This window comes from Lutispora sp. QWL-02 (assembly GCF_058315355.1).
Window position 1 is genome coordinate 3,899,475 of the sequence record NZ_CM177762.1, and the last position, 24,471, is coordinate 3,923,945.

The 24,471-nt window shown below is 46.2% G+C and carries 21 protein-coding genes, 1 pseudogene and 1 riboswitch; of the genes and pseudogenes, 7 read left to right on the plus strand and 15 right to left on the minus strand.

Annotated features, from left to right (window positions below; genetic code table 11):
• The first annotated feature begins 130 nt into the window (after positions 1-130).
• From AC4HCY_RS18585 to AC4HCY_RS18605, 5 genes are all read left to right on the plus strand, one after another.
• Entirely contained in the window at positions 131-1,282 is a 1,152-nt protein-coding gene (locus AC4HCY_RS18585) for an S-methyl thiohydantoin desulfurase domain-containing protein (RefSeq protein WP_491094856.1), read from the plus strand.
• Positions 1,283-1,484: 202 nt separating this feature from the next.
• Positions 1,485-3,086 (plus strand): PucR family transcriptional regulator, encoded by a 1,602-nt coding sequence (locus AC4HCY_RS18590; RefSeq protein ID WP_323433139.1) that lies wholly within the window; start codon positions 1,485-1,487, stop codon positions 3,084-3,086.
• 182 nt (positions 3,087-3,268) lie between these two features.
• Positions 3,269-4,378, plus strand: a complete 1,110-nt coding sequence (locus AC4HCY_RS18595; protein WP_323433140.1) for an S-methyl thiohydantoin desulfurase domain-containing protein — start codon at positions 3,269-3,271, stop codon at positions 4,376-4,378.
• Between the two features lie 153 nt (positions 4,379-4,531).
• Positions 4,532-5,845, plus strand: coding sequence for a cytosine permease (locus AC4HCY_RS18600; RefSeq protein ID WP_491094857.1), 1,314 nt, complete (start codon positions 4,532-4,534; stop codon positions 5,843-5,845).
• Positions 5,846-5,864: 19 nt separating this feature from the next.
• The gene (locus AC4HCY_RS18605) at positions 5,865-7,313 is read left to right on the plus strand and encodes an aminoacyl-histidine dipeptidase (RefSeq protein ID WP_491094858.1); all 1,449 of its coding nucleotides are present in this window, start codon (positions 5,865-5,867) and stop codon (positions 7,311-7,313) included.
• A gap of 152 nt (positions 7,314-7,465) precedes the next feature.
• On the opposite strand, the gene AC4HCY_RS18610 is transcribed toward AC4HCY_RS18605, so the two are convergent.
• Positions 7,466-7,789, minus strand: coding sequence for a hypothetical protein (locus tag AC4HCY_RS18610; protein ID WP_491094859.1), 324 nt, complete (start codon positions 7,787-7,789; stop codon positions 7,466-7,468).
• Positions 7,786-7,908, minus strand: a complete 123-nt coding sequence (locus AC4HCY_RS18615; RefSeq protein WP_491094860.1) for a hypothetical protein — start codon at positions 7,906-7,908, stop codon at positions 7,786-7,788. The genes AC4HCY_RS18610 and AC4HCY_RS18615 overlap by 4 nt, the downstream gene beginning before the upstream one ends.
• 365 nt (positions 7,909-8,273) lie before the next feature.
• On the opposite strand from AC4HCY_RS18615, the gene AC4HCY_RS18620 reads away from it, so the two are divergent.
• The gene (locus tag AC4HCY_RS18620; RefSeq protein WP_323433144.1) at positions 8,274-8,489 is read left to right on the plus strand and encodes a helix-turn-helix domain-containing protein; all 216 of its coding nucleotides are present in this window, start codon (positions 8,274-8,276) and stop codon (positions 8,487-8,489) included.
• Positions 8,490-8,506: 17 nt separating this feature from the next.
• Entirely contained in the window at positions 8,507-9,256 is a 750-nt protein-coding gene (locus AC4HCY_RS18625) for a Fic family protein (protein WP_491094861.1), read from the plus strand.
• Between the two features lie 94 nt (positions 9,257-9,350).
• On the opposite strand, the gene guaA is transcribed toward AC4HCY_RS18625, so the two are convergent.
• The 13 genes and pseudogenes from guaA to AC4HCY_RS18690 form a co-directional block, all read right to left on the minus strand.
• Entirely contained in the window at positions 9,351-10,880 is a 1,530-nt protein-coding gene (guaA, locus tag AC4HCY_RS18630; RefSeq protein ID WP_323433146.1) for a glutamine-hydrolyzing GMP synthase, read from the minus strand.
• A 199-nt stretch (positions 10,881-11,079) separates the two neighbouring features.
• On the minus strand, positions 11,080-12,534 hold the full coding sequence (gene guaB, locus AC4HCY_RS18635; RefSeq protein ID WP_491096148.1) for an IMP dehydrogenase: 1,455 nt from the start codon (positions 12,532-12,534) through the stop codon (positions 11,080-11,082).
• Positions 12,535-12,612: 78 nt separating this feature from the next.
• Positions 12,613-13,865, minus strand: a pseudogene (gene larC, locus AC4HCY_RS18640) (nickel pincer cofactor biosynthesis protein LarC).
• Between the two features lie 22 nt (positions 13,866-13,887).
• Complete coding sequence (gene larB / locus AC4HCY_RS18645) at positions 13,888-14,640, minus strand: nickel pincer cofactor biosynthesis protein LarB (RefSeq protein WP_323433148.1); 753 nt, start codon at positions 14,638-14,640, stop codon at positions 13,888-13,890.
• The gene (larE, locus tag AC4HCY_RS18650) at positions 14,633-15,442 is read right to left on the minus strand and encodes an ATP-dependent sacrificial sulfur transferase LarE (RefSeq protein ID WP_323433149.1); all 810 of its coding nucleotides are present in this window, start codon (positions 15,440-15,442) and stop codon (positions 14,633-14,635) included. Before larE ends, larB begins: the two co-directional genes overlap by 8 nt.
• A gap of 123 nt (positions 15,443-15,565) precedes the next feature.
• The gene (locus tag AC4HCY_RS18655) at positions 15,566-15,688 is read right to left on the minus strand and encodes a hypothetical protein (RefSeq protein ID WP_323433150.1); all 123 of its coding nucleotides are present in this window, start codon (positions 15,686-15,688) and stop codon (positions 15,566-15,568) included.
• 105 nt (positions 15,689-15,793) lie between these two features.
• Positions 15,794-16,858: a peptidoglycan-binding domain-containing protein gene (locus AC4HCY_RS18660; RefSeq protein ID WP_491094862.1), complete on the minus strand. Its 1,065-nt coding sequence runs from the start codon at positions 16,856-16,858 to the stop codon at positions 15,794-15,796.
• A gap of 2 nt (positions 16,859-16,860) precedes the next feature.
• Positions 16,861-16,987: riboswitch (cyclic di-AMP (ydaO/yuaA leader) on the minus strand.
• A 289-nt stretch (positions 16,988-17,276) separates the two neighbouring features.
• Positions 17,277-17,714, minus strand: a complete 438-nt coding sequence (locus AC4HCY_RS18665) for an MOSC domain-containing protein (protein ID WP_491094863.1) — start codon at positions 17,712-17,714, stop codon at positions 17,277-17,279.
• A 66-nt stretch (positions 17,715-17,780) separates the two neighbouring features.
• The gene (gene moaA / locus AC4HCY_RS18670) at positions 17,781-18,740 is read right to left on the minus strand and encodes a GTP 3',8-cyclase MoaA (protein WP_323433153.1); all 960 of its coding nucleotides are present in this window, start codon (positions 18,738-18,740) and stop codon (positions 17,781-17,783) included.
• A gap of 456 nt (positions 18,741-19,196) precedes the next feature.
• On the minus strand, positions 19,197-21,095 hold the full coding sequence (locus AC4HCY_RS18675) for a molybdopterin biosynthesis protein (RefSeq protein WP_491094864.1): 1,899 nt from the start codon (positions 21,093-21,095) through the stop codon (positions 19,197-19,199).
• A gap of 91 nt (positions 21,096-21,186) precedes the next feature.
• The gene (locus AC4HCY_RS18680; protein ID WP_491094865.1) at positions 21,187-22,416 is read right to left on the minus strand and encodes a molybdopterin molybdotransferase MoeA; all 1,230 of its coding nucleotides are present in this window, start codon (positions 22,414-22,416) and stop codon (positions 21,187-21,189) included.
• A gap of 184 nt (positions 22,417-22,600) precedes the next feature.
• Positions 22,601-23,722, minus strand: a complete 1,122-nt coding sequence (locus AC4HCY_RS18685; RefSeq protein ID WP_323433445.1) for a substrate-binding domain-containing protein — start codon at positions 23,720-23,722, stop codon at positions 22,601-22,603.
• Positions 23,723-23,735: 13 nt separating this feature from the next.
• The gene (locus AC4HCY_RS18690) at positions 23,736-24,470 is read right to left on the minus strand and encodes an ABC transporter ATP-binding protein (RefSeq protein WP_323433444.1); all 735 of its coding nucleotides are present in this window, start codon (positions 24,468-24,470) and stop codon (positions 23,736-23,738) included.
• Between the last annotated feature and the right edge of the window lies 1 nt (position 24,471).

Consider the following 24,471-nt stretch of genomic DNA (forward strand, 5'->3'; position numbering starts at 1 on the left):
AAGGACAGCGACAAATGAAAACCCGGCTGATACGATATATATAGAAATGCTGGTAACATATCTACTGCCTATAAGGGCGAATCCGTGTTTATGATAGCGAAAATTACTAAAACTGAAGGAGGATTATAAAATGATTACGGTATTGGGAGAAAAACAAATCAAGCAAATTCTGTATGGCGCAACACTTCTTGGCGGTGGCGGCGGCGGCCCATTGGAAACTGCTGTAGAGATCCTTGAGAAACTGGTAGCGGCAAACAAAAATGTTGAAGTCACCATGCTTTCTCTGGATGATGCCGCAGTAGATGTTAACGCCTATGGTGCAATGATCGCATGCCTGGGTTCTCCTGAGGCTATGAAGAAGGGTACCTTTGGCCCCGATGGTGTTGCCTCCTTTGAAGCGTTTAAGAAGGCCTTGGCCCCTGAGGGCAAAGAGGTCAAATACCTTTATTCTGGCGAGATGGGCGGATTTAATACCTTTGCCCCCATGCTGGTGGCAATCTATTCCAATGACGATCCTGCTAAGCGTATCAAATTCCTGGATGTGGATGCCAATGGACGTGCTGTGCCCGAGCTGAACACCAGTCTGAATGCCGCCCGCGGCTTTGCTCCGTACCCGGTCGGCATGGGTACGCTGAACGTCAGCAAGCCGGGTGGCCCCTGCAATGAGATCGTAGCTTATGGCGACAGCGACTCTGAGTCTGAGAGAATCGCCCGTGGCATCTGCGGTGTTTTTGACAACCAGATTGGCTTCTCCACTTGGGCCCTGTGCAAATCAGAATTTGAAGCAAACTCCGTCGTGGGCTGTGTAACAAGAGCCATGAAGGTCGGCGAAGCACTGGAAAAAGCTGCAGCTGACAAGGCATCTGATCCCTTCACATATTTGAATGGCGTGACACCTTGCCGCAGATTCGGCGTTGGTAAGATCCTCAAGAAAGACACCCAGATTATCGCAGGCTTTGACTGCGGTACGACTACCATTGAGATTACTGATGGCGAAGAGACGGGTGTCTTTACCATCGATTTCCAGAACGAAAACCTGGTCATGCGTCGTGGGGATGGCTCCGCCATCATTACGGTCCCTGAGATTATAAGTCTGATTTGTCTAGACAAGAACCACTATGCACATCCTTTAAACAACGCGTCCACTGAGGTCGGTATGAAGGTTGAGCTGATTTTGGCGCCCTCCGATGATAAGTGGTGGGATGCGCCGCACTATGCCAACAAGTGCTGGCTTGATTGCCTGAAGCGCGTCGGTTATACCGGCCCTCAGGTTCGCTATTAAGTAAAAAACAATTTCGAGAAGAATCATTTTCTTGAAAAGTGATATGATGTGAGAGAAAGGCACGCGCTCAGCGTGCCTTTCTCTTAGGCGGGGACACAACTACGAGAAAAGCCAGAATTCCCCATCTTGTGCTTTTCGTAGAAAAATGCTATCTTTATTGGATACGAAAGGTGTGATGTTCTGAAAGGAGGAAGTAACTGCAATGAGTGTAACCATATCTGATATTATGAGATTGCCCTCTCTTCGGGGTGCCAAGTTGGTAGCGGGTCTGGCCGGCATCAACCGTACCATCTCCTCCATCAGCGTGATGGAGTCCGTCGATGAGGAGGGAATGGGCATAGAATTTCCCGGCTATTCCAGCCATTTTGGGCAGGAAATCATGATTACGGCGTTCATGTTATCCAAGGACAATGTGGATATGCAGTGCTCTGCCATCCGGCGGCTACACCTTGAAGGAGAGGTCGGTATCATTGTTTTCTATGTAGGGAGCATCCTATTGAATATAGACCAGCGTCTCATCGATACGGCCAACGAGCTGAAAATGCCGCTAATCATTATGCCGGAGCGGCGGTTGGAGCTTAGATACGGTGATGTCATCTGCGAGGTCATGGAAGCAATTCTGGAGGATCGCCGACAGAATACCTATTTTGCCACAGAGGTCATTGAGCGCATCTCCCACATTGAGGCATCACATCGCTCCATCAATGGTGTTCTGTCCATAATACGTGATCGTGTGCAGTGCTCTATCTATCTTTTTGATGAACTGGGACGAAACCTGAACACAGCCGAATGGCCCAACGGACGTTGTCTGCCCATAAGTGATCTGGTAGCAGAGCTAGATATTCGGAGTACTGAAGACAGTGCGGTGGAGGAGATATCACTCTCCGGCAAGATATATTATGTGGAGCGCGAAACAATACAAAGCGCTGACTCCAAGCTCATCATGGTGACCGTTAAGGAAAAGGATGATCTGACGGTGGACTGCTGCAAGCAGATTAAATATGTTCTGAAAACCTACATCAATCTGTGGACGAAGGACTATGGTCAGATGAATACTAAGCAGTTGATTAGCGCCATCATCAATGACGAACCGGAGAAAATGGCCCGTATTGCGGAGATCCTGCACCTTGATGTGGAGTCACTATCTTATGCCTATTTCTTTTACAGCAGAGACGACGACCACAATTTCGGTCATCTGCAAACGGCCAAGCAGATCATCCGGGATTTTCTCCCTTCTTATAAAAATAACTTCCTTGTAGATATCTTTGATGAAACAGTGGTGGTATTTGCTAACCGCACCCGTGAGCGTATCGACAGCGATCTGCCAAACCTGCTGCAGGAATTGGCGGACAAGGGCCTGCCGTACCGTGTGATTACCAATGCCAGAGCTGTTACCACGCAGAACGTAAAGGAGGCCTATTGGCTGTATCAAAGCTACAAAAAGTATATCCCAATTATTTTCCGGCAAAAGGAGATTATCACCAACGGGGAAGTGCTCTTCATCAAGCGGGCAAAGAGCCTGTTCGACCAACGCCAAGAGATTCCGCTGCTAGATGAGGAGATGTGCGCCCGGTTCTATACGGAGAAACGGGAAAAGGATCTGACGAACACGTTAGAAACGTTCCTTCTGGATGCAGATATGGATCTGACAAAGACTTCTCAATTATTGTTTGTCCACAAAAATACCGTCAAGTATCGTATCAAATGCATTGAAGATATCCTTGGATATAAGCTCAACCGAATGCCAGAGTCATATGACTTACATTTGGCGGCAGCACTGAATCGGCTGAATCGGTCATTTTGACACATTACTTTTATCCATCATATAATTTTAATGAAACGACGCACTTTTTTGGCCGTCAGGACAAAAAATTGTGTCGTTTTTTGTCCCCCAATCGTTTTGAAAAAACAAAACGCAATGGTATGCTTTTTTATAAGGTGTAGATGAGTTAACCTTATATCACGATTTATTAGGAGGGTATAATAATGAGAAAGCTTTATAAGCAGGACATCATTGAGATTCTGTACGGTGCTACTCTGCTTGGCGCCGGCGGTGGCGGCTCTCTGTCTCAGGGTCTGAGCATGCTGAAAGGCTTGGAGGATTCCGGAGAGAAGATCGAGCTGGATCTTTTGGAACTGAACGAAATTAAGGATAACGAGTATGCCGCAATGGTCGCTGGCCTTGGCTCCCCCGTGGCTATGCTTGATCCCAATCAGCCTATGTTCGGGCCCGATGCCGTCAATGCTTACAGAGCATTCCAGAAGGCGTTCATCGCTGAAGGCAAGGAATGTAAGTACCTGTATTCTGGTGAGATGGGCGGCTTTAACACATTCACCCCTATGCTGGTGGCAATCCTGTCCGATAAGGATCCCGCCAAGCGCATTAAATTCCTGGATGTGGATAGCAACGGCCGTGCTGTTCCTGAACTGAACACCACGCTGAACGTCTACTATGGCCATCCCCCTAAGCCCATGGGCCTGGGCAGCCTGCACGGCGATGAAATTGCTGTGTATCCCATTACCGATCACTCCGGTGAGCAGATTGCACGTCAGTTGTGCATGCTGTACAACATGCGCATCGGCTTCGCTACCTGGGGTATGAACAAGGCGGAAATGGCTGAGGCCTTGGATGTAGGCTGCGTTACCATGGCTCAGAACATTGGTAAGGCATTCTTAGCAGCCAAAAATAAGGGCGCTGATTTGATGACCGAACTGAAGAAGGTCATGGAAGTTCGTGAGTTCTGCCGCGGTACCATAGAGAAGTTGGACATCAAGGCCGAAGGCGGCTTTGACTTCGGTACCACCGTCGTCAAGGGTGAAGATGGTCACAAGTACTTCATCGACTTCAAGAATGAAAACCTAATCCTGCGCGATGAGAACGGTAAGACCTGTCTAACCGCTCCCGAGGGTATTGGGCTGGTGGATTTGGACACCCTGACTCCGCTGACCAATGCTGATACCAAGGAAGGAATGCATCTGTTGGTCACCATGGCTCCCGCTCACCCCAACTGGTGGGACGAGAAGCACAAGGCTTACACTTGCTGGCTGCCTGAGTTGGAGCGTGTCGGCATGAAGGGCAAGCAAGTCCGCTATTAATTGCGATGCCATTAGGGGAGGGATGCATCTTCTCTCCATATCCCTCCCCCCTCTTCAATCTTGGCAAAAGTGCCAGACCTCATGTGTGCCAAATGGGCGGCATGAGCTGCCCGCATAATAATATAATAATGCCAGAAAGAGAGAGATTATTTTATGGAAGAAAAGAAAAACAGCATAATGGAAACCACTACACTGACTCCGGTCCCTGCTAGTGAGCGCAAACCCTGGTACAATATCGCCTTCATCTGGGCCGGCAGCGTCATCTGTATCCCCGCCCTGATGGTTGGGAGCCTAGTTTCCTCAGGCCTAAACTTCAGGCAATCAGTGATCGCCATGATCATCGGTTACTGCATTGTCGTTGCTTACATGTGCCTGCTGGGTATGATGAGTTCCGACTTAGGCCTGCCTACCACCGTGGCTATCTCTCGCGCGTATGGCTCCAGGGGCTCCTCGCTCTTGGTCTCCCTGATTATTGCCATCACGATGACCGGTTGGTTTGGCTCCCAGACCGCTCTGTGCGCCACTTCCTTCTGTAATATCATGAGCGGTTATCTGCACGTAAACTTCCCGCTGTGGCTGTCCGCTCTGATTTGGGGCTGCCTGATGTTTATCACCTCTGTCTACGGTGTGAAGATGATCGAAATCCTGAACAAAATCTCTGTGCCGGCTCTGTTCGTCATGCTGATCTGGGGCATCATCAGTGCCATCATGAACGGTGCAGCCGGTGTGGTCAGCTCCTATGAGCCTCCTGCATTTCTGGGTATGACCTACGGCATCACCCTGTCCGTGGCTGGCTTTGCTTCCGGTGCCATCTGCTGCGGTGACTATACCCGTTATAATAAGGACCGCAAGGGCACCATCCTCGGCTGCGTAGTGGGTGTCCTGCCCGCCGGTATCGGCGCACTGGTCATTGGTGCTGTGTTGTCCCTGTCTGCAGGCAGCTATGACTTAAGCGTTGTGTTCTCCAACTTTGGCCTGCCCATCATTGGCATGCTGGTTCTAATCCTGGCTACTTGGACCACCAACACCGGCAACGCTTACTCCTCCGGTATCGCTGTGGTCAACATGTTCAAGATGAAGGACGACAAGCGCTCCGCGATGACGTTGGTTTGTGGCGCTATCGGCACTGCGCTGGCTCTCTTTGGTATCGCCGACGTGTTCTCCGTCTTCCTGAATATCATTGCTGTTCTGGTGCCTCCTGTTGCCGGTGTTGCCATTGCTGACTACTGGATCATGGGTAAGGGCAAGCCTGAACTGTGGAAGCCCATGGAGGGCATCAACTGGATGGGCGTCATCTCCTGGGTCGTGGGCGGCCTGGTTACCTATTTTACCACCTTCTTTGTCCCCACCATTAACGGCATTATTGCTGCTTTGCTGCTGTACTGCATCCTGGCTGCCATTATCAAAGATGAGAAGGTCAACCCGATCTATGCTTTGAAGCTCCAGCAGCATAGCAAAGTGGAATAATGGAAAGGAGATACTTATCATGGATGTATTAGCGAATTATAAACCCCAGGATGTATTCAAGTATTTCGAGAACATCTGCTCCATTCCCCATGGCTCCGGCAAAACTGATGGTATCGTTGAGTATCTGCTGAAGTTTGCTGCTGACCGCGGTCTGGAGAGCTATCGGGATAATGCCAATAACGTCATCATTCGCAAAAATGGCAGCTCCGGCTATGAAAACGCAGATATCCTCATTCTGCAGGGCCATCACGACATGGTCTGCGAGAAGGTGGACGGTTTGGAATTTGACTTTGAAAAGGACGGCATCGCACCCGTGGTGGATGGCGATTGGATCCGCACCAACGGCACCACGCTGGGCGGCGATAACGGCATTGCTGTCGCCATGATTTTGGCTATTCTGGACGACAACACTCTCCCTCATCCACCTATTGAAGCTCTCATTACCGCTGATGAAGAGATCGGTATGCTGGGCGCATTTGCTTTTGACTGCAGCCAGCTCACCGGCCACAAGCTGATCAATTTGGATTCCGAATTTGAGGGTATTCTGATGTGTAGCTGCGCTGGCGGTGTCAATGCCCGCAGTAAGCTGCCCGTCGCCCGTGAGAATGTGACCGGCAAGATCGTGGACATTTGGATTAAGGGTCTGTCCGGTGGCCACTCTGGGGTTGAGATCGACAAGGGACGCGCCAATTCCAATGTGCTGCTGGCACGTTTGTTCCACGAGCTGGTCAAGAAAGTGAACTTCCGTATCGTAGCTATGGAAGGCGGCTCCCGCGAAACCGCAATTGCAGCAGCTTCCAACGCAAAGGTCGTTATTGATGCGGCCAAGGCTGACGCCCTGTGCGCGGCCGTCAAGGAATTGGGTGCCAAGTACGGTAAGGAGTACGCCGCCGCTGAGCCTAACATGACCGTGACTGCTGTTGTCGGAGATGTGCAGACTGTCTCTGCGCTGACCGCTAAGAGCACGGAGCTGGTTCATATGGCGTTGGTTGCTATCCCTGATAGTGTGCAAACTATGTGCATGGATATACCCGGTCTCGTGCAGACCTCCACCAATTTTGGCCTGCTGAAGCTGACAGATGAAGAGCTCACCTTTACCAATACGGTCCGCAGTTCTATCACACCTCAGAAGGAGTGGATTGTTGATAAGATTTCTGCCATCGTCAAACTGGCTGGCGGCAAGACCGAGATTGACGGCAATTATCCCGGCTGGGCTTATAACCCCAACTCCGTCGTCAAAGATACCATCTTGGCAGCCTATGAGAAGCTGTTTGGCAAACAGGCAAAGGTCGATGCCGTCCATGCGGGTATTGAGTGCGGACTGTTCGCTGACAGTATTCCCAATCTGGACTGTGTTTCCATTGGACCTGATATGGGCGATGTCCACACACCTCGTGAGCATTTGAGTATTTCTTCTACCGAGCGCACCTATGAGTTACTGAAGATGGTTCTAGCCTTGAGCAAGTAATAATTTCTTTTATAAACTGGCTTATTTTCCATTCTTGCCGTGAGTGTTTTCATCTATTATAATCAATAACTACCCATAAAACGGGTAGTTTGCTCTGAGGCTATAAGCCTCTGTTACCGGCCAGCGCCTAAAGACGCTGGCTTTCACTTCGTTCAAGCTAATACGCCATTGCCATCTTTGCCGCCCCTAAAGAGACGAAATAATTGCATAGCTAACGTTATCCCACATTGCAAGCCAATTTCCATATAGACATCTTCAACCCTACTGGCATAGTTATAAACTTCAGCCGTTATTTTTTCATATTCAGCCATATCAGGAAATTTTGCCTGTATCATTTCAATAGCAGTCTTACTTGATTCATCAATCCTCTGCTTGTAAGACTTATCGCTGATTTCTGCACATTCAACTCCATACAACAGAAATTCTCGGATGTGTTGAATATTCGTCCTATCAAAGATTTCGGAGGTATAGCTCATACCGTCACCTCCAAATCGTTGAGCAGCCATACACAATCTTTTAAGCGCTGATGATAAATACCTTCTGTTTCATGCTCGGCAGTTAAACTAAAATCAAATAAAATTTTATCGCTACTCATAAACGCCTTCCTTTCATTTTTTTAGACCACCTTTCAACTTCTTAATCCCACGCCGTACTGATTCTGAAACAAAAACATCTTCTTGTTTGCTGTAACTATCAATAATATCTTTAGATTCCTGGTCCAGCTTAACAGTAATTTTGTATGTTTTGGGATCGTCCGTTTTGGGACCTCTTTTCCCTACTTTCAGATTAGCACCTCCTTTGAAATAGGTCAGACCTATTAGTCAAGAAGTACTTGCGAATAAAGCGGACTAATTTATGCAGTCAATGAGCTTTTTAACGTTTCTCAATAAAGGATAGCTATTAACGTTGATTTATTAAATATTCCCGTTTATAATAAGGATATTGGAAGGGGTGGTCAATATGTCAGTGTCTGAACAGTTGAAAATTCTATGCGTCAAGCTTGGTATAAGTGTCTCAGAACTTGGCAGGCTATCCGGAAAAAGTCCGCAGGCCTTCAGTCAGAAAATGAAACGGCAAAGTTTCACCGTTGATGAATTAAAGAAAATTGCCGAAGCTTCAGGCTGCAAATATATAGGTGCCTTTGAATTGCCAAATGGCGAAAAGGTGGAATATTAATCGATGGAGGATCTTGTATGAAGTTAATTGAAAAAATCGACCGCTATAAGAAAGCTATTGATGAGTTACGTCCTTTTGAAGGCCATTTGCTGAATGAAATAAAGGGTTACTACCGTATTGGCCTCACCTGGTCGAGCAATGCCATAGAGGGGAATACCCTTACGGAAAGCGAAACAAAGGTGCTCCTAGAAGACGGATTGACCGTTGGAGGGAAACCGCTTCGTGACACCTTCGAGGCACTTGGCCATGCCCAGGCTTATGATTTCATGTTTACACTGCTAGGCAGCCACCGGATTACCGAGACTGACGTTCTTACAATGCATCGGATGTTCTATAAAGATATTGACCCTGATAGAGCTGGCCAGTATAGCACCGAGCCGGTAATAATCACCGGTTCAAAATATGCAGTGTGTAAAGTAGGCCTAATAGAAGCAGAAATGAATAAATTGTTCCAGTGGGTGGCCTCTGACCGTGACAAATATCATCCGGTGGAATTTGCGGCCCAGCTGCATAAGCGTTTTGTATTCATTCACCCTTTTATCGATGGCAACGGCCGAATTTCCAGGCTGCTTATGAATACGTCTCTCATTCAGGATGGCTACATGCTGGCTGTCATTCCTCCGGTTTTGCGGCAGGAGTATATAAGCCTGCTGGAGCGAGCTCACAAAGACGACCGGCCGTTTACTGACTTTATTGCTGAACGTGTTCTTGAGTCGGAAAAGGACATCATGCGTTTGCTGCATATCCAGTTCCCTAAGCTGCCTTAAATAGAAATAAGCGGAATCCCACTCCGGGATTCCGCTTTTGTTATATATCAGAAATACAAGAGAGCATACGCCGAGCTTTCCTTCATCTCATGGACTATTCCCACTCGATAGTTGCCGGCGGCTTGCTTGTTATGTCATATACCACCCTGTTTACATGCTCAACTTCGTTTACAATTCTGGAGGATATCTTCTCCAATACTTCATAGGGTATCCTTGCCCAATCGGCAGTCATGGCATCATTGCTGGTCACGGCCCTTATCGCCACAGTGTGGCTGTAGGTCCTTTCATCCCCCATGACTCCTACGCTTCTTATGTTGGGAAGCATTGTGAAATATTGCCATATGCTCCTGTGAAGGTTTGCATTCTTTATCTCTTCCCGCAGAATCGCATCGGATTCTCTCACTATATGAAGCTTTTCGCCGGTGATCTCTCCCAGTACCCTTATACCAAGCCCGGGGCCGGGGAAGGGCTGTCTCCATACCAGATCCTCCGGTATTCCTAAGCCTATACCTACAAGCCTCACTTCATCCTTGAAAAGCTGTCTCAATGGTTCGATAAGCTTAAACTCCATATCTTCGGGAAGCCCGCCTACATTGTGATGAGATTTGATGACGGCTGCTGTCTTGGTGCCGCTCTCTATGACATCCGGATAAATCGTTCCCTGGACAAGGAAGTCGATCTTACCAAGCTTTTTTGCTTCTTCCTCAAAGACTCTTATAAATTCCTCGCCTATAATCTTTCTCTTTTTCTCGGGATCCGTAACTCCGGCCAGCTTGCCCAAGAATCTATCCTGTGCATTGATCCTTATGAGGTTCATATCAAACTGTTTTCTAAAAACCGATTCAACCTGATCACCTTCATCTTTTCTCATAAGACCGTGATCAACAAATATGCAGGTAAGCTGATTTCCTATGGCTTTATGCACCAGGACTGCCGCTACCGAGGAATCCACTCCGCCGCTTAAAGCGCAAATCACTTTTTTATCGCCCACAGTCTTTTTTATGTGAGCAACCGCTTCCTCTATGAAACTTCCTGTAGTCCACGTGCCTTTAAGTCCGCATATATCAAAAAGAAAATTCCTGAGCATTTCCTTGCCATGCTCTGTATGCTCAACCTCCGGATGAAACTGCACTCCGTACATCTTCCTGTCTTCATCAACCATAGCTGCCGCAGGGCAGGTGCCTGTATTGGCTATGACCTTAAAGCCTGAAGGCGGTGCATCTACAAAGCAGGTATGGCTCATCCAGCATATGTTTTCTCCCGATATACCCTTAAAGAGCTTGCTTTCATCAAGCTTTACAGAGGTTTTCCCGTACTCTCTTTTTCCAGCCCTGCCTACTTTGCCTCCCAAAAGATGGGACATGAGCTGCATTCCATAGCATATTCCCAATATGGGAATGCCCATTTTGAGTATCTCCCGATCACATTTAGGTGAATCTTCTTCATAGACGCTGGCAGGCCCTCCGGTAAATATTATGCCTTTGGGATTTTTGCTTTTTATTTCTTCAACGGATATATCATAGGGCACTACTTCGCAGTAGACATTGTTTTCTCTTACTCTTCTGGCTATAAGCTGATTATATTGCCCGCCGAAATCCAATATCAAAACCAATTCTCTATCCATATTTCACGCTCCTTTTTTTCTATGGGGTATTCCTTGGTGGTCAGTCGCCAGCCACTAGCCACTAGCCGCTAGCTTTGAGTATGGCTCTGGGGTTTTTTTGAAACCACTGAAAGGCACTGAATAATACCCTATAGGAATACCCTGATGCCAGAGGCCAGAGACTAGTGACTGACCTAAAATCACTACCCCAAGCTTGCTATTATAGACTATAATTCGGTGCTTCTTTTGTTATCTGGACATCATGAGGATGGCTTTCTCTAAGTCCTGCAGCGGTTACCCTAATAAACTGTCCGTTTTTCCTCAGGTCTTCTATCGTGGCTGTTCCGCAGTAGCCCATGCCGGAGCGGAGCCCGCCCACCAATTGATATATAGTATCAGCCAAAGCTCCCTTGAACGGTACTCTGCCTTCTACTCCTTCAGGCACCAATTTCTTGGCGTCCTCCTGAAAATACCTGTCTTTGCTGCCGCATGCCATTGCCGCTAAAGAGCCCATGCCTCTGTATACCTTGAAGCTTCTTCCCTGGTATATTTCCTTCTCTCCGGGGCTTTCTTCGGTGCCTGCAAACAAGCTGCCCACCATTATGACTCTCGCACCTGCAGCTACTGCCTTTGTAATATCTCCGCTGTATTTGACGCCTCCGTCTGCAATCACCGGTATTCCGTATTTATCGGCTTCCTTGGCACAATCATATACTGCCGTTATCTGAGGAACGCCTATGCCTGTAACAACTCTGGTGGTGCATATGGAGCCAGGTCCTATTCCTACTTTTATGGCATCTGCTCCGGCTTCGATAAGCTCTCTCGTTGCCTCTGCCGTAGCCACATTTCCCGCTATGACCTGAATATCAGGATAATTTACCTTTATCTTCTTCACTGCCTCAACTACACCCTTTGAATGACCGTGGGCAGTATCCACTACAATCACATCAACCTTGGCTTCAACCAAGGCCTTGACCCTTTCCATCATGTCGGGGGTGACTCCTACGGCTGCCCCTACCAGAAGCCGTCCTCCCTTATCCTTTGCAGAGCTGGGAAATTGGATCGCCTTCTCGATATCCTTTATCGTGATTAGTCCTTTCAGATAGCCGTTATCATCCACCAAGGGAAGTTTTTCGATTTTATGTCTTTTCAAAATATTTTCTGCCTGGATAAGATCAGTTCCAACAGGAGCCGTTATAAGGTTCTCCTTCGTCATCACTTCATGTATGGGCCTTGACATATCTGTCTCAAACCGCAGATCCCTATTGGTAAGGATTCCTACCAATTTGCCCCTTTCATCCACAATGGGCACTCCGGAGATCCTATATCTTTCCATAAGCTCCATAGCATCGGATATTATGTGATCTGGCGACAGATGAAATGGATCTACTATGACTCCATGCTCTGATCTTTTTACCTTGTCAACCTCCATGGCCTGGCTTTCTATGGACATATTCTTATGGATAATCCCTATACCGCCCTCTCTTGCTATGGCTATTGCAAGCCTTGCTTCTGTAACCGTATCCATGCCGGCGGACATTATGGGAATATTGAGTTTGATTTTTTTAGTCAGCATAGTGGATACATCTGTTTCTTTCGGAAGAATCTCCGATTTTGCAGGAATTAACAGTACATCATCAAAGGTCAACCCTTCCTTTAAAAACTTCTCCATAATTACACTCCTCTTTGCAACATATTGCCGATTTTTTTATTCTTTCTATTATATTTAATGTATATTTATTTGTCAAAGCCTTTAAAAAAATACAGAATATTCTCTTGACTTTGCAATGGCTTGTTGATATATGTCCAAAAAGCCGGCACCGGTCTTTATTGCTGCGGCCCTGCAGTCTTCATATTCGGGAAGGGCCTTCACAATCTTTCCTTCAAAGATGCCCACTTTGCAGCGTATAGTCTCGTCTGAAACCTCCACCTCGATAAAGTCTCTGTCCAGTACATCCCTATTGATCGTAGTCTCCCGTATGCCAAAGGTGCTTGTATTTAGAAAGATCAGCTTTTTTAGGCGGGCTGCATCCTCTAGTTTGCATAAAGCGGATAAAATTATGCCCGGCCTGTTCTTTTTCATCGTTATGGGAGTAAAGTATACATCCAGGGCTCCTGCTTCAAAGAGCTTTTCCATAGCATAGCCCAAGGCTTCTCCGGTCATATCGTCAATGTTGGTCTCCAACAAGACTACCTTGTTATGGTCTTTTTTTTTACGTCAAATAGGATGGTTCTCAACATATTGGGTATGTGATAATCCATATTGCCTAAGCCATATCCTACCTTTTCAACTTCCATTTCATCCATATCTCCGAATTCATCTGCCAAAGCCTTTGCAATAGCGGCACCTGTAGGGGTCACAAGCTCTATAGGAGCATCGGTAAAATAGACAGGCATGCCCTTTAATATCTCAAGGGTGGCAGGGGCCGGCAATGGGAATAGGCCATGCTGGCATTTCACAAAGCCTCTCGATAAAGGCAGCTTTGAAAACACTATTTTATCCGGTTTGAGTTCTTCTATGCATATAGCCGCTGCTACTATATCTATGATCGAATCAACGGCTCCGACCTCGTGAAAATGCACTTCCTCGGGAGCTGTGCCATGTATCTTGCCTTCTGCTTCCGCCACAATAAGGAAAATCTTCTTGCTCAGGTCCTTTACTCTTTCACTGAGGGTACTGCTATCGATTATGCTTTCTATATCCTTCAAGCTTCTGTGATTGTGCTCGTGTTCATGGCTGTGCTCACGCTCATGATGATGGTCATGGTCATGGTCGTGCTCATCCTCATGGCTATGCTCATCATGAGGGCCGTCTAAAATCACATTGAAATATGTACCGGTTATGCCCATCTTGGATTTCTTTTCGATACTGATCTTGCATCCGTCCAGGCCAAGCTTTGACAGCCCGTCCAGCAATCTTCCCTGATCTACTCCCAGATCCAGCAAAGAGGCTATAGTCATATCGCCGCTTATGCCGGAAAAACAATCAAAATATAAAACCTTCATTTCTAATCCTCCGTATATCCTGTTATTTTCTGTCCCTGTTTATCATAGCCGCCAGGCAGCCGGCTCCGAAGCCGTTGTCTATATTGACCACACCTATCCCGCTGGAGCAGCTGTTCAGCATCGTCAAAAGCGCCGACAATCCTCCGAAATTGGCTCCGTAGCCTACGCTGGTGGGCACTGCTATGACGGGGCAATCCGCCAAGCCTCCTATAACGCTGGCCAAAGCCCCTTCCATACCTGCCACCGCGATGATCACAGAAGCCGAGTAAAGCTTGTCGGTATTCATCAACAGCCTGTGGATACCGGCTACACCAACATCGTACAACCTCTCCACAGTATTTCCCATAAACTCTGCCGTGATGGCTGCTTCTTCAGCTACGGGTATATCCGAAGTCCCTCCTGTAGCTATCAATATCAGTCCCTTATTTTTATCTATGTCTTCCCTTATCACTGTTATGGCTCTTGCATCCTTGTGGTACACAGCATCATGGGCTTTTGCCTTTACCGCTTCATAAGTCTTTATATCCGCTCTGGTACCCAGGACCCTTCCCCTGCCGCACAGCATTCTTTCAAATATATTGGCTGTCTGCTCAGGAGTCTTTCCCGCGCAATATACAACCTCTCCATAGCCTTTTCTGAGGCTTCTGTGGTTATCTATTTTGGCATAGTCTATATCCTCATAAGGAAGCTTTTTCAGCTTGCTTATGACCTCTTCTTCCTTTAATCTCCCGCTCTTATAGTCTTTGAGCATTTCCTTGATATGTTTTTCATCCATCGATCTTCACTTCCTCATTCAGGCTGCCTGTCCTATAGCCTGCCAGATCCAGGGCAGCATATTTAAAGCCCAAGGTTTTTAAATGTTCATAAACTTTTATATTTAAATCATCTTTAAAAAACCTGTCAAAATCCTGGGGCAGAACCTCAATCCTTGCGACAGGACCGTGGCATCTCACCCTCAGCTGATTGAACCCCAGAGATCTTAAGTATTTCTCGGCAGCTCCTGTCATCAGAAGCTTTTCTGCCGTTATCTCTTCGCCATAGGGAACCCGCGATGCCAGGCATGCAAGGCTTGGCTTGTCATAAGTGCTGAGCCCCAATTCCTTTGAAAGCTCTCTTATCTCAGCCTTAGTAAGGCCGCACTGCTTCAAAGGGCTTACAACCTTGAGCTCCTGCAGCGCTTTCATTCCCGGCCTGTAATCCCCTTCATCATCAGAGTTCGTCCCGTCAGCCACTATATTGAAGCCTCTTTCCGATGCAGCTTTAATTATATCCTTAAAGATATGCTTTTTGCAAAAATAGCAGCGGTCCTTCGGATTGATCTTAAACTCAGGCAAAGACAGCACATCCATTTTGAGCACCAGATGCCGGGCCTTCATCTGCTTAGCCAATTCCTCCGCTTCTTTTTGCTCCTCCTCCGGTATGACCTGGGATTTTACCGTAACCGCCAGCACATTTTCTTTTCCTAAAGCCTCTATTGCGGCTTTGAGCAAAAAGCTGCTGTCCACCCCGCCCGAATACGCTATTGCCAATTTTCCATATTCCTTCAACAAGTTTTTTAGGCTTTCGTATTTATTCATGCTTTCCTCCTGCGGCAAATATAATACTTTGTATATTATTATACTTTATTGTTGGGTCATGAAGTAGTAAAATCTAAAAAAATACCTTGAAATAGAATATGATTACCATCAAGGTAGTTATTATTACCTTTGTAATGCTCCCCAGCCAATGGCTTGAAAGCCCGTACCGGGCAATCCGGATATGAAAGTGACCGATAACCCCACAATTATCAATGCAGTGCTGACGATCAAATATATTCCGCTCATCTCTGATTCCCCCTATATCAATTTATCCTATTATACGCAGTTTTTGAGAAAAAGTTTAAAGCCCGGGATATGCCCGGGCTTTAAAAAACCGTACTGCGATGTTTGCTATTTTCCTGCTGCTTGTTTTACTGCTTTTTGGTGTGCCGAATCTACTTTATTGGTGCCGTGAGTTCTGCTATTGAGAAAATGAACATCAAAATGCCCATCCATATTGTTGCCTTTAATAGTATCTAAGTTGGTTCCGGTGCCAAAGCCGCCGCTGCGGCCCTTTACTGTAACATTCTTAGGTTTTGCTTCCAGCCCTGCATGGGGCATCCCTGCCATGGAAGCAGCGATCCTACTGCCCCCTGTTACTATGACAACAGGTCTTCTGTTCCAGCTCCAGCTTCCGCTGTATATTTCCTTCATGATCTTTGTATCTTCTGCTGTCAAAGGTTCACAATCGGCATGATTGCTGCCATAGGTCCTCATTATGTTAAAGCTCTTTCCCGTCCACAAATCTATGAGCTGGGCTTCCGCACCCCTGTAAAATATGCTCTCAACCTCAGACCACCAATCCAGCAATTCTCCATACTTGTCACCCTTCGAAGAATCGTATGTATCTTCTGCGTCTTTTATAGTATCCTTAGAAGCTTCTTTGCGATCCGCTCCGCCTCTATCTGCCAATGCTGCTGTTCCACTCTTTACGAAAAGCTTCTCGGCCGTTTTGAGATCCATGATGCCGTCTGCTGCAAGGCCCTTGTTCTTCTGGAACTTTTTCAATGCAGCCTTGGTCTTTGATCCTGCGATACCATCAATGCTTCCGCTGTATAAGCCCAAGCTTTTCAAGGCTGATTGTACATCCTTGATACTGTAGGATCCTGTGCTGCTTCTGCTCGCTATGGTATTGCTGCTTGTCCCGGCATTGAGCAAAGCTTTCTGTGTTGCAGTGCCTGCAATGCCATCCTGTTTGAGTCCACTTTTTGCCTGAAACTTTAATACGGCACTCTTCGTCTGATTACCATAATAGCCTGTTATGCTGGAATTAAGGTAACCCAATGCTTTTAGCTTTGTCTGAAGCTGTTTCACCAACGTCCCGGTGCTTCCGGTTTTCAATGTGTCTCCAAAAACCGGAGTCACCATTAACAAAGCCAGTACCATAAAAAATAGTAATAGTTTCTTCTTCCTCATACTACTCTCCTCTCTTATGCTTACGAAGTTAGTTGACGGGTTCGGACAGAGAGTGCCCTATGGGTTTGTCCCAATTCACCCCAGAAATATCCTCCGCTCTCCGGAGAACCTGTTTAGCATATACTAAACAGATTCTAACGAGATTCAGCTAAAACAGTACGGCTTCTTATAGTTTACATAAGTATAAAGCCTGATGCAATGGTAATTACCACCATCCCATCAGGCCTCAGGCTATGTCCCTATGCTATTTTGAAGCAACAAACTTTGACATCATACGTGCAATATGCTTTAGTCTGTCAGTGATCGCAGGCTTCTGGGTACAGCTGCCCTTACAATTCTTGCAGTTGATGCAGCTGTTTATACCGCTCTGATATTCTCATCTATTTCCTCCAGCTTATCAAAGCCCTACCTCCAAAATCTATTCTATAACACTGATGGTGTCTCCGGGTTTTATGGTGCCTTCCTCCAATACCTTTGTAAAAATTCCTTCCAAAGGCATTATGCAGCTGCCTATTTGCTGAAATATGGCGCAGCCCACATGGCATTCCTTCCCTATTTGGGTGACCTCCTGGATGGTTTCACCTATTTGGAGCTTGGTGCCTATGGGAAGCTCATATAATACTATGCCCTCGGTAGTAAGGTTTTCTGCAAACTTGCCTGTACAAAGGCCTTCTATCCCGAGAGCTTTCATTTTATTTATGCTCTCGATGCCCAAAAGGCTTACCTGCCGATGCCAGTTTCCCGCATGTGCATCTCCTACCAAACCGTGATCTATTTTGAAATAGCCTTCGTCGATGGGTGTCTTTATTACTCCCTTTTTTTCACTTATATTTACAGCCAGAATTTTTCCTTCCATATTTTTTACAACTCCTTTTAATAGTTCTGTTGAATAAATGAGCCAGGAAGAACCGTCCCCGATGGTTCATCCGCCTATACGCATCATATCACGGTCTATGGCTTCACCGTCATCCAGATGGTGCTCCGAGGGTTTCTGCCATATGGCGCTTTCTATCAATTCCTTAACATTTTGTCCTTTTCTCAGGGTTTGCAAAACATCTATCTCCTGATTGGAATGCAAGCAGGGCTTTATCTTGCCGTCGGCGGTAAGCCTCAGTCTGTTGCAGCTGCTGCAAAACTTATGGCTTATAGGGTTTATGAGTCCTACTTTGCCCATTCCCCCGGGCAGCCTATAGTACTCTGCCGGGCTCGACTTGTCCCCTCCCTCTACAGGCTGAAGCTCCGGAAATCTTTCCAGCACGGTAGTGTTGGGGACAAAGTTGTCTCTAGCCCAATCGGCTGCCTGACCTATGGGCATCAGCTCTATAAACCTTACCTGGATATCCTCATTCCTTGTGAGCTCTACAAAATCTCCTATTTCGTCATCATTGAAACCGCCTATCAATACTACGTTTATTTTCAAAGGCAAAAGCCCGACTTTTCTGGCCTCTTCCATGCCTGCAAATACTTCTCCTATAGACCCGAAGCGGGTGATCTCCTTATACTTTTCTGCTTTCATGGTGTCAAGGCTTATGTTAACCCTTTTGAGACCTGCTTCCTTCAATCCCTTGGCATACTTTTTAAGGAGCACCGCATTGGTGGTCATTGCTATGTCTTTTATCCCTTCAAGCCTGGAAATTTTCTCTATCAGGCTTGTGATGCCGTAGCGGGTCAGGGGTTCTCCTCCCGTGATCCTTACCTTGTTGACGCCCAGGTCAGCGCAGGCTTTCACCACCTCATATATTTCTTCCAAGGTCATTATGTCGCTATGGGTTTTTTTATCCTTGATGCCTTCCTCCGGCATGCAGTATCTGCAGCGAAGATTGCAGCGATCAGTAACTGAAACTCTGAGATATTCAATACTTCTCCCAAATTTATCCTTCATATTTTTCTCCCTTTTAATGTATATGTTAGGCTGATGGGTTACGGGTTACAAGAGCCAGGGTATTCCTTATGGGCCATAGAGGACCGAGAACACAGATTAGCACGGATTTTTCACGGATTAACACGGAAGGCAAGTTAATTAAGACTCTTGTTTTAACTAATTCCATATCTAAGCAGGAATTTTGTGAAGAACCTTAGAGTAAGTTAACGAAGCGTAACGCCCGCAGCTTCAACTGTTTGAGCCAAAGCGAGTTTTGAAGCTGCAGTAAGCAAGTTTACTTAGTCTTAGGTTCGCAACTCGCTTTCCTGTGTGATATGGCATTAGAAAAACATTTCCGTGTTTTTTTATAAAAAACCCGTGCAAAATTCCGTGTCTTTCAGTGGTTTCCCGTTTCAAAGACCCCAGCGGCATACCCTAATGCTAGAAGCTAGAAGCTAGCGGCTAGAGCCCTGAGCTCTATATAATCTCCCCCGTATTTTCCGTTCCGTAGCCTCCCATGTCCCGGAGGCAGTCTTTGAACTCTTGTGATGTTATCACTTCTATGAATAATTTTATCATATCCAGCTCCAAAAATGCTCTTGGAATTGCAAAATCATAGTCTTCTTCGCCTATGGGAATGAAATCCAAGTCCATGGCCTTTGCCGCCGAATAGACTCCTACTCCCATATCCGCGGTACCCGAAGCTATTGCTGCTGCTACAGCCATATGAGTGGTCATTTCCCGCTCATAGCCATGGATCCTCTCTGCATCAATGCCGGCTTTTTTCAAAAGATAGTCCGCCAGTATCCTTGTTCCTGCGCCTTTCTGACGGTTTACGAATTGTATGTCGTCTCTGACTAAATCCTCAATGCCTATGACGCCTTTTGGGTTTCCCTTTCCGGTCATTATGCCCTGAACCCTTTTTACACCTTTTATCAAAGCTATATCCAGATTGCCCAGATATTTTTTTATATATTCAATATTATATATTCCTGTTTTCTCGTCCAAAAGATGTATAGGTGCCATATGGGCTTCTCCTCTGCGTATTGCCATTATGCCTCCCATGCTTCCTACGTGGGCAGAAGAAAGATTGTAGGTTGAATTTCTCCTGTGCATCATGTTAGCGGCTATATCCATGATCAGATCATGGCTTCCGATGGATACTATGGTGTTTTCAATGTCTTCCAAGTCCTTTAATAGCTTTATCCTCACCTTTTCTCCTGCATCGTAGCCTTCGCTGGTCTGGGGAATTTCCAATATCCCGTCAGCCCTTACCAAGGACATGGTGACGCCTGCGCCTCTGTTCAACGGTGTAGCAGTCAGATTTCCGTTTACCTTGCCCAGCTTTATTCTCACATATTCCTTGTTCTTGAGTGAAGAAACCAATCTCTTAGAAAGCACTGCTTCCAGCACCCTCTCTTTTTTTTCAGGTCTGCCTGCCCATTTTTTTATCAATGCTTTGCCAAATATTTCGAATACGACCCATGCGGATACAGGATATCCGGGCACTCCGATGACCGGCTTAGCGTCTATCAGGCCCAATATAGCAGGCTTGCCCGGTTTTGCGGCTATGCCGTGGAGGATCAGTTCTCCCAGTTCCCGCACCAGTCTGGCTGTATAATCCTCCGAGCCTGCAGAGGAGCCTGCATTTATCACAACTATATCATTTTCCGCAGCTGCCTTTTTCAGGGCTGCCTTTAGTTTGTCATAATCATCAGGAACAGGCGCATATCTTTTAGGCTCTCCTCCGTATTCTATGACAAGCCCTTCAAATATGCGTGAGTTGGATTCGATTATATTTCCGAGCCTTAGCTCCTCTCCCGGCTCAATTATTTCCGTGCCTGTGGGGATTATCCCCACTTTGGGCTTTTTATAAACCATTATATCCGTAATACCGCCGGATAGCAAAGCGCCAATATCTACAGGCCTTATCACATGATTTGAGGCAATTATCATCTCATTGGCTACTATATCCTCTCCTATAGGTCTTATATGCTGCCATGGAAAGGCAGGGCTTATTATCCTTACTTTATCTTCCCCCGCTTCAACTATATCCTCTATCATTATTACCGCATCATAGGGCTCTGCTATAGGGTCCCCGGTATCCACATATTCATAGTGCCCGCCTTTTTCTAGTATCACCGGGTTGACTTCGGAAGCCTCAAAGGTGTCCCTGGCCTTGACTGCTATGCCATCCATTGCAGAAGCATTGAAATTAGGAGAAGAATAAATGGCAAAAACAGGCTCTGCAGTTATCCTTCCCAAGGACCCTACAACCTTTATCCTCTCAGCTTCCAGCTTTTGTCCTGCTCTATTCAAAAAAAGCTTCAACGCTTCATCTACATCCATATTATCCAGGTATAAATTTCTATCCACTCTATCCACCTCCTATTTTTTAACCACTGAAGGTCACTGAATTTTTGTGAAGTTTCCGTGTCTTTCAATGGTTTCCGTCTCCTATTCAGTCTCAAAACAGCGCTACTCTCACCCTTTCACCCTTTTTGACGCCTTCCTTATTCTCAGATATCCTGATATAGCCCACGGATCTGGCTACTGTTGTTATGGCGGCGGATTTGCCGTAGATGGGAACAGCTTCGTATTGCCCATCCCTTTCAAGCAATTCCACCGGCTGATAGGTTTCTTTGCCCTGTGCAGAATGTATGTTTTCTCCGCATGAGGCTTCGACATATACTATATCTTCACTCATTGAGTAATATTTTCTTATGAGATAGTCTACAAAAACCTTATATATAACCATTGCTGAGGAAGGATGTCCCGGCAAGCCGAACAGGGCCTTTCCTCCTGCCTTCCCGATTATAGTGGGCTTGCCGGGCTTGACTGCTACTCCATGTACAAGGATCTCCCCGCCCTCTGTAGATTCTATAGCCTTGGCAGTCATATCCTTGGCACCGACGGAGCTGCCCCCCGACAGCACCACTATATCCGACATTTTCAAAGCCTGGTCTATAGCTTCTCTGAGCTTGCTGAAATCATCGGGCACCAGCAGCTTAAGGCTTATCTCCGCGCCCGACTCCTCCGCCATAGCAGATATCAGATGTGTATTGATATCCCTTATCTGACCGTACCGGACCTCTCCGAAGGAGTCTACTATTTCATCTCCTGTGGATATTACCGAAAGCTTGAGCTTTTTAAATACCTTTATATATCCAATGCCCAGGGCTGATAAAACTCCGATATCCCTGGATCTTATTTTTTCCCCTTTTAATAAAATCTTGCTGCCCGATTTCACATCATCGCCTTTTTTTATAATGCCCTGACCCGGAGCCACCGGCGTATAAACAGCTATGGTGCTTTCATCCAGGTTCTCCACGTATTCTATCATCACAACTGCATCGGCGCCTCCAGGTATCATGGCTCCTGTAGGCACATATATGGCCTTGCCCGCTGAAACCTTGCCTTCAGCAGCCTTACCCATCTCCACATGACCCGAGACCTCCAGAAAAACCGGCATGCTCTCGCCTGCTCCATAGGTGTCTCTTGATAACACCGCATAGCCGTCCACTACAGATCTGGAAAACTGAGGCAGTTCGATGGGAGACAGCACATCTTCGAATGCTATCCTCCCCAGGCTTTGTTCAGTGGGAACTTGTTCCGATTTATCATAGTTATCAGTAAATGACTCATCAATCTTTTTTCTAACCTTATCAGATGTATCTACATTCAAAAGCTTCATCATTTCGCCTCCTTAAATAGAGTCCAAGTTTCAGAGCTCAGAGCTCAGGATTTTGGGTATTCCTATAGGGTCATATTCCCTATGTATTCACATCCCTAGTTTAAAATAGCACATGTCTGCATATAATTCCATAGTCAGTGATAGAAAATGCGAAGCATTTTTTATGCTTCGCATATGATCCGGCACACTATTTCGCATCGGGTACAAAGAGCTGATAACCGTTCTTTTTGTATTCTTTAATGATGGTCTGACCTTCCTGGGAGGTTATAAACTCGACAAAAGCCATCGCTGAGTTATAGCCTATATTAGGATATTTAGCGGGATTTATTGCAATTACTCCGTAGGGGTTGAACAATGCTTTGTCCCCTTGAAGCACTATCTTCATATTCACTTTATCCTGATAAGCATACCAGGTACCGCTGTCAACCAATGTATAAGCTCCCTGCTCATTTGCCATGGTCAAAGTGGCTCCCATCCCTTGCCCAACCTCCATGTACCATTTCTGGGCTTTTGGGTCAATATTCGCCAGCTTCCATAAATCCTTTTCCTTCTTATGGGTTCCCGATTCATCACCTCTGGATATAAAGGTCGATCCATTGTCAGCAATCGCTTTCATGGCTGACACTGCATCCTTTGCTTCCGATACTTTAGCCGGATCATCCTTGGGGCCGACCAACAAGAAGAAGTTATACATTACATCTCTTCTGTTCACTCCAAAGCCCTCTGCTACGAAGGCATCTTCTGATTTTCTGGAATGAACAAGGATTACATCCGCATCTCCTCTTTTGCCCATCTCTATAGCTTCACCGGTGCCCACTGCGATAACCTTCACATTGACGCCATACTTCTTACTGAAGGCAGGGACTAATGTATCCAAAAGTCCTGTGTCCTGAGTACTGGTTGTAGTCGCCAATACTATATTCTTCTCCAGCTTGGAAAGATCGATTTTGGTCTCTAACGATTTGAGCTGTTCCTCCAGCTTTATTTTTTCTTCCACTAACTTATCTATTCCTTTATCAAAACCCTCCAGATATTTGCCGGTGACATAGCCCACCCTTTTGTCAGGATGGCTAATTTTGTACCAATTGCCCACCTTGCCTAAGACAACTACTTCAGTTCCTTTTTTAATTACATCTAAAATATCCTGATCAACCCCGGGTCCTTTTCTGAAATATGCATTGACTGTAGTCCTGGCCAGTCCTGCGAGCGGAGCATTGTCCGCATACGCGGCAGTTGCTGCCCCAAGCATTACGCTGAAAGCAAATACCAAAACCAGAATGGTTGCAAAAATTTTTGAGTTCTTTCTCATTATTCCCTCTCCTTTAATAAATCATTTTACCATTTATAAAAGCCCCTGTGATCTCATTTTTGGGGCAATTAAACAGATTCTCCGTAGTATCATAATCTACGATCTTGCCGTTGAGCATAAAAATAGTATTGTCTGAGAGCCTCTTCGCCTGAAACATGTTATGAGTGACTATAATGACGGAAAGGCCATAATTAGCTTTGCCAAACTTGATCAGATCCTCAATGATAGATATATTTGCAGGGTCCAGATTGGCTGTAGGCTCGTCTAAAAGAAGCGCCTTAGGTCTCACTACCATAGCTCTGCCGATTGCCACTCTTTGAGCCTCTCCCCCTGATAAAGTGGCGGCATTTTGATTCCTCTTGTCCTTCAGCCCGATTATCCCCAGCACTTCTTCGACTTTCTGACCGATTTCTTCTTTTTTCATTTTTCTAAGCTTTAAGCCATAAGCCAGGTTCTCATATACCGTGGTGGTAAACACCAAAGGCTTCTGAAATACCATGACCATGTTTCTCCTGATGCTTAAGGTCAAAGCTTTTTCTCCCAGTTTAGTGCCTTCAAACCATATACTGCCTGAGGAAGGTGCTTCTATTACATTGAGCAGGTGTAAAAGAGTGCTCTTGCCCGCTCCGCTTGGACCTATGACTGCAGTAATCTTTTCCTTTTGTATTTTCATCTCTTCAATATCTAATACAGTTCTGCCCAAATATTCTTTTTTTAGATTCTCTGCCTTAAATATATAGTCTTCCAAA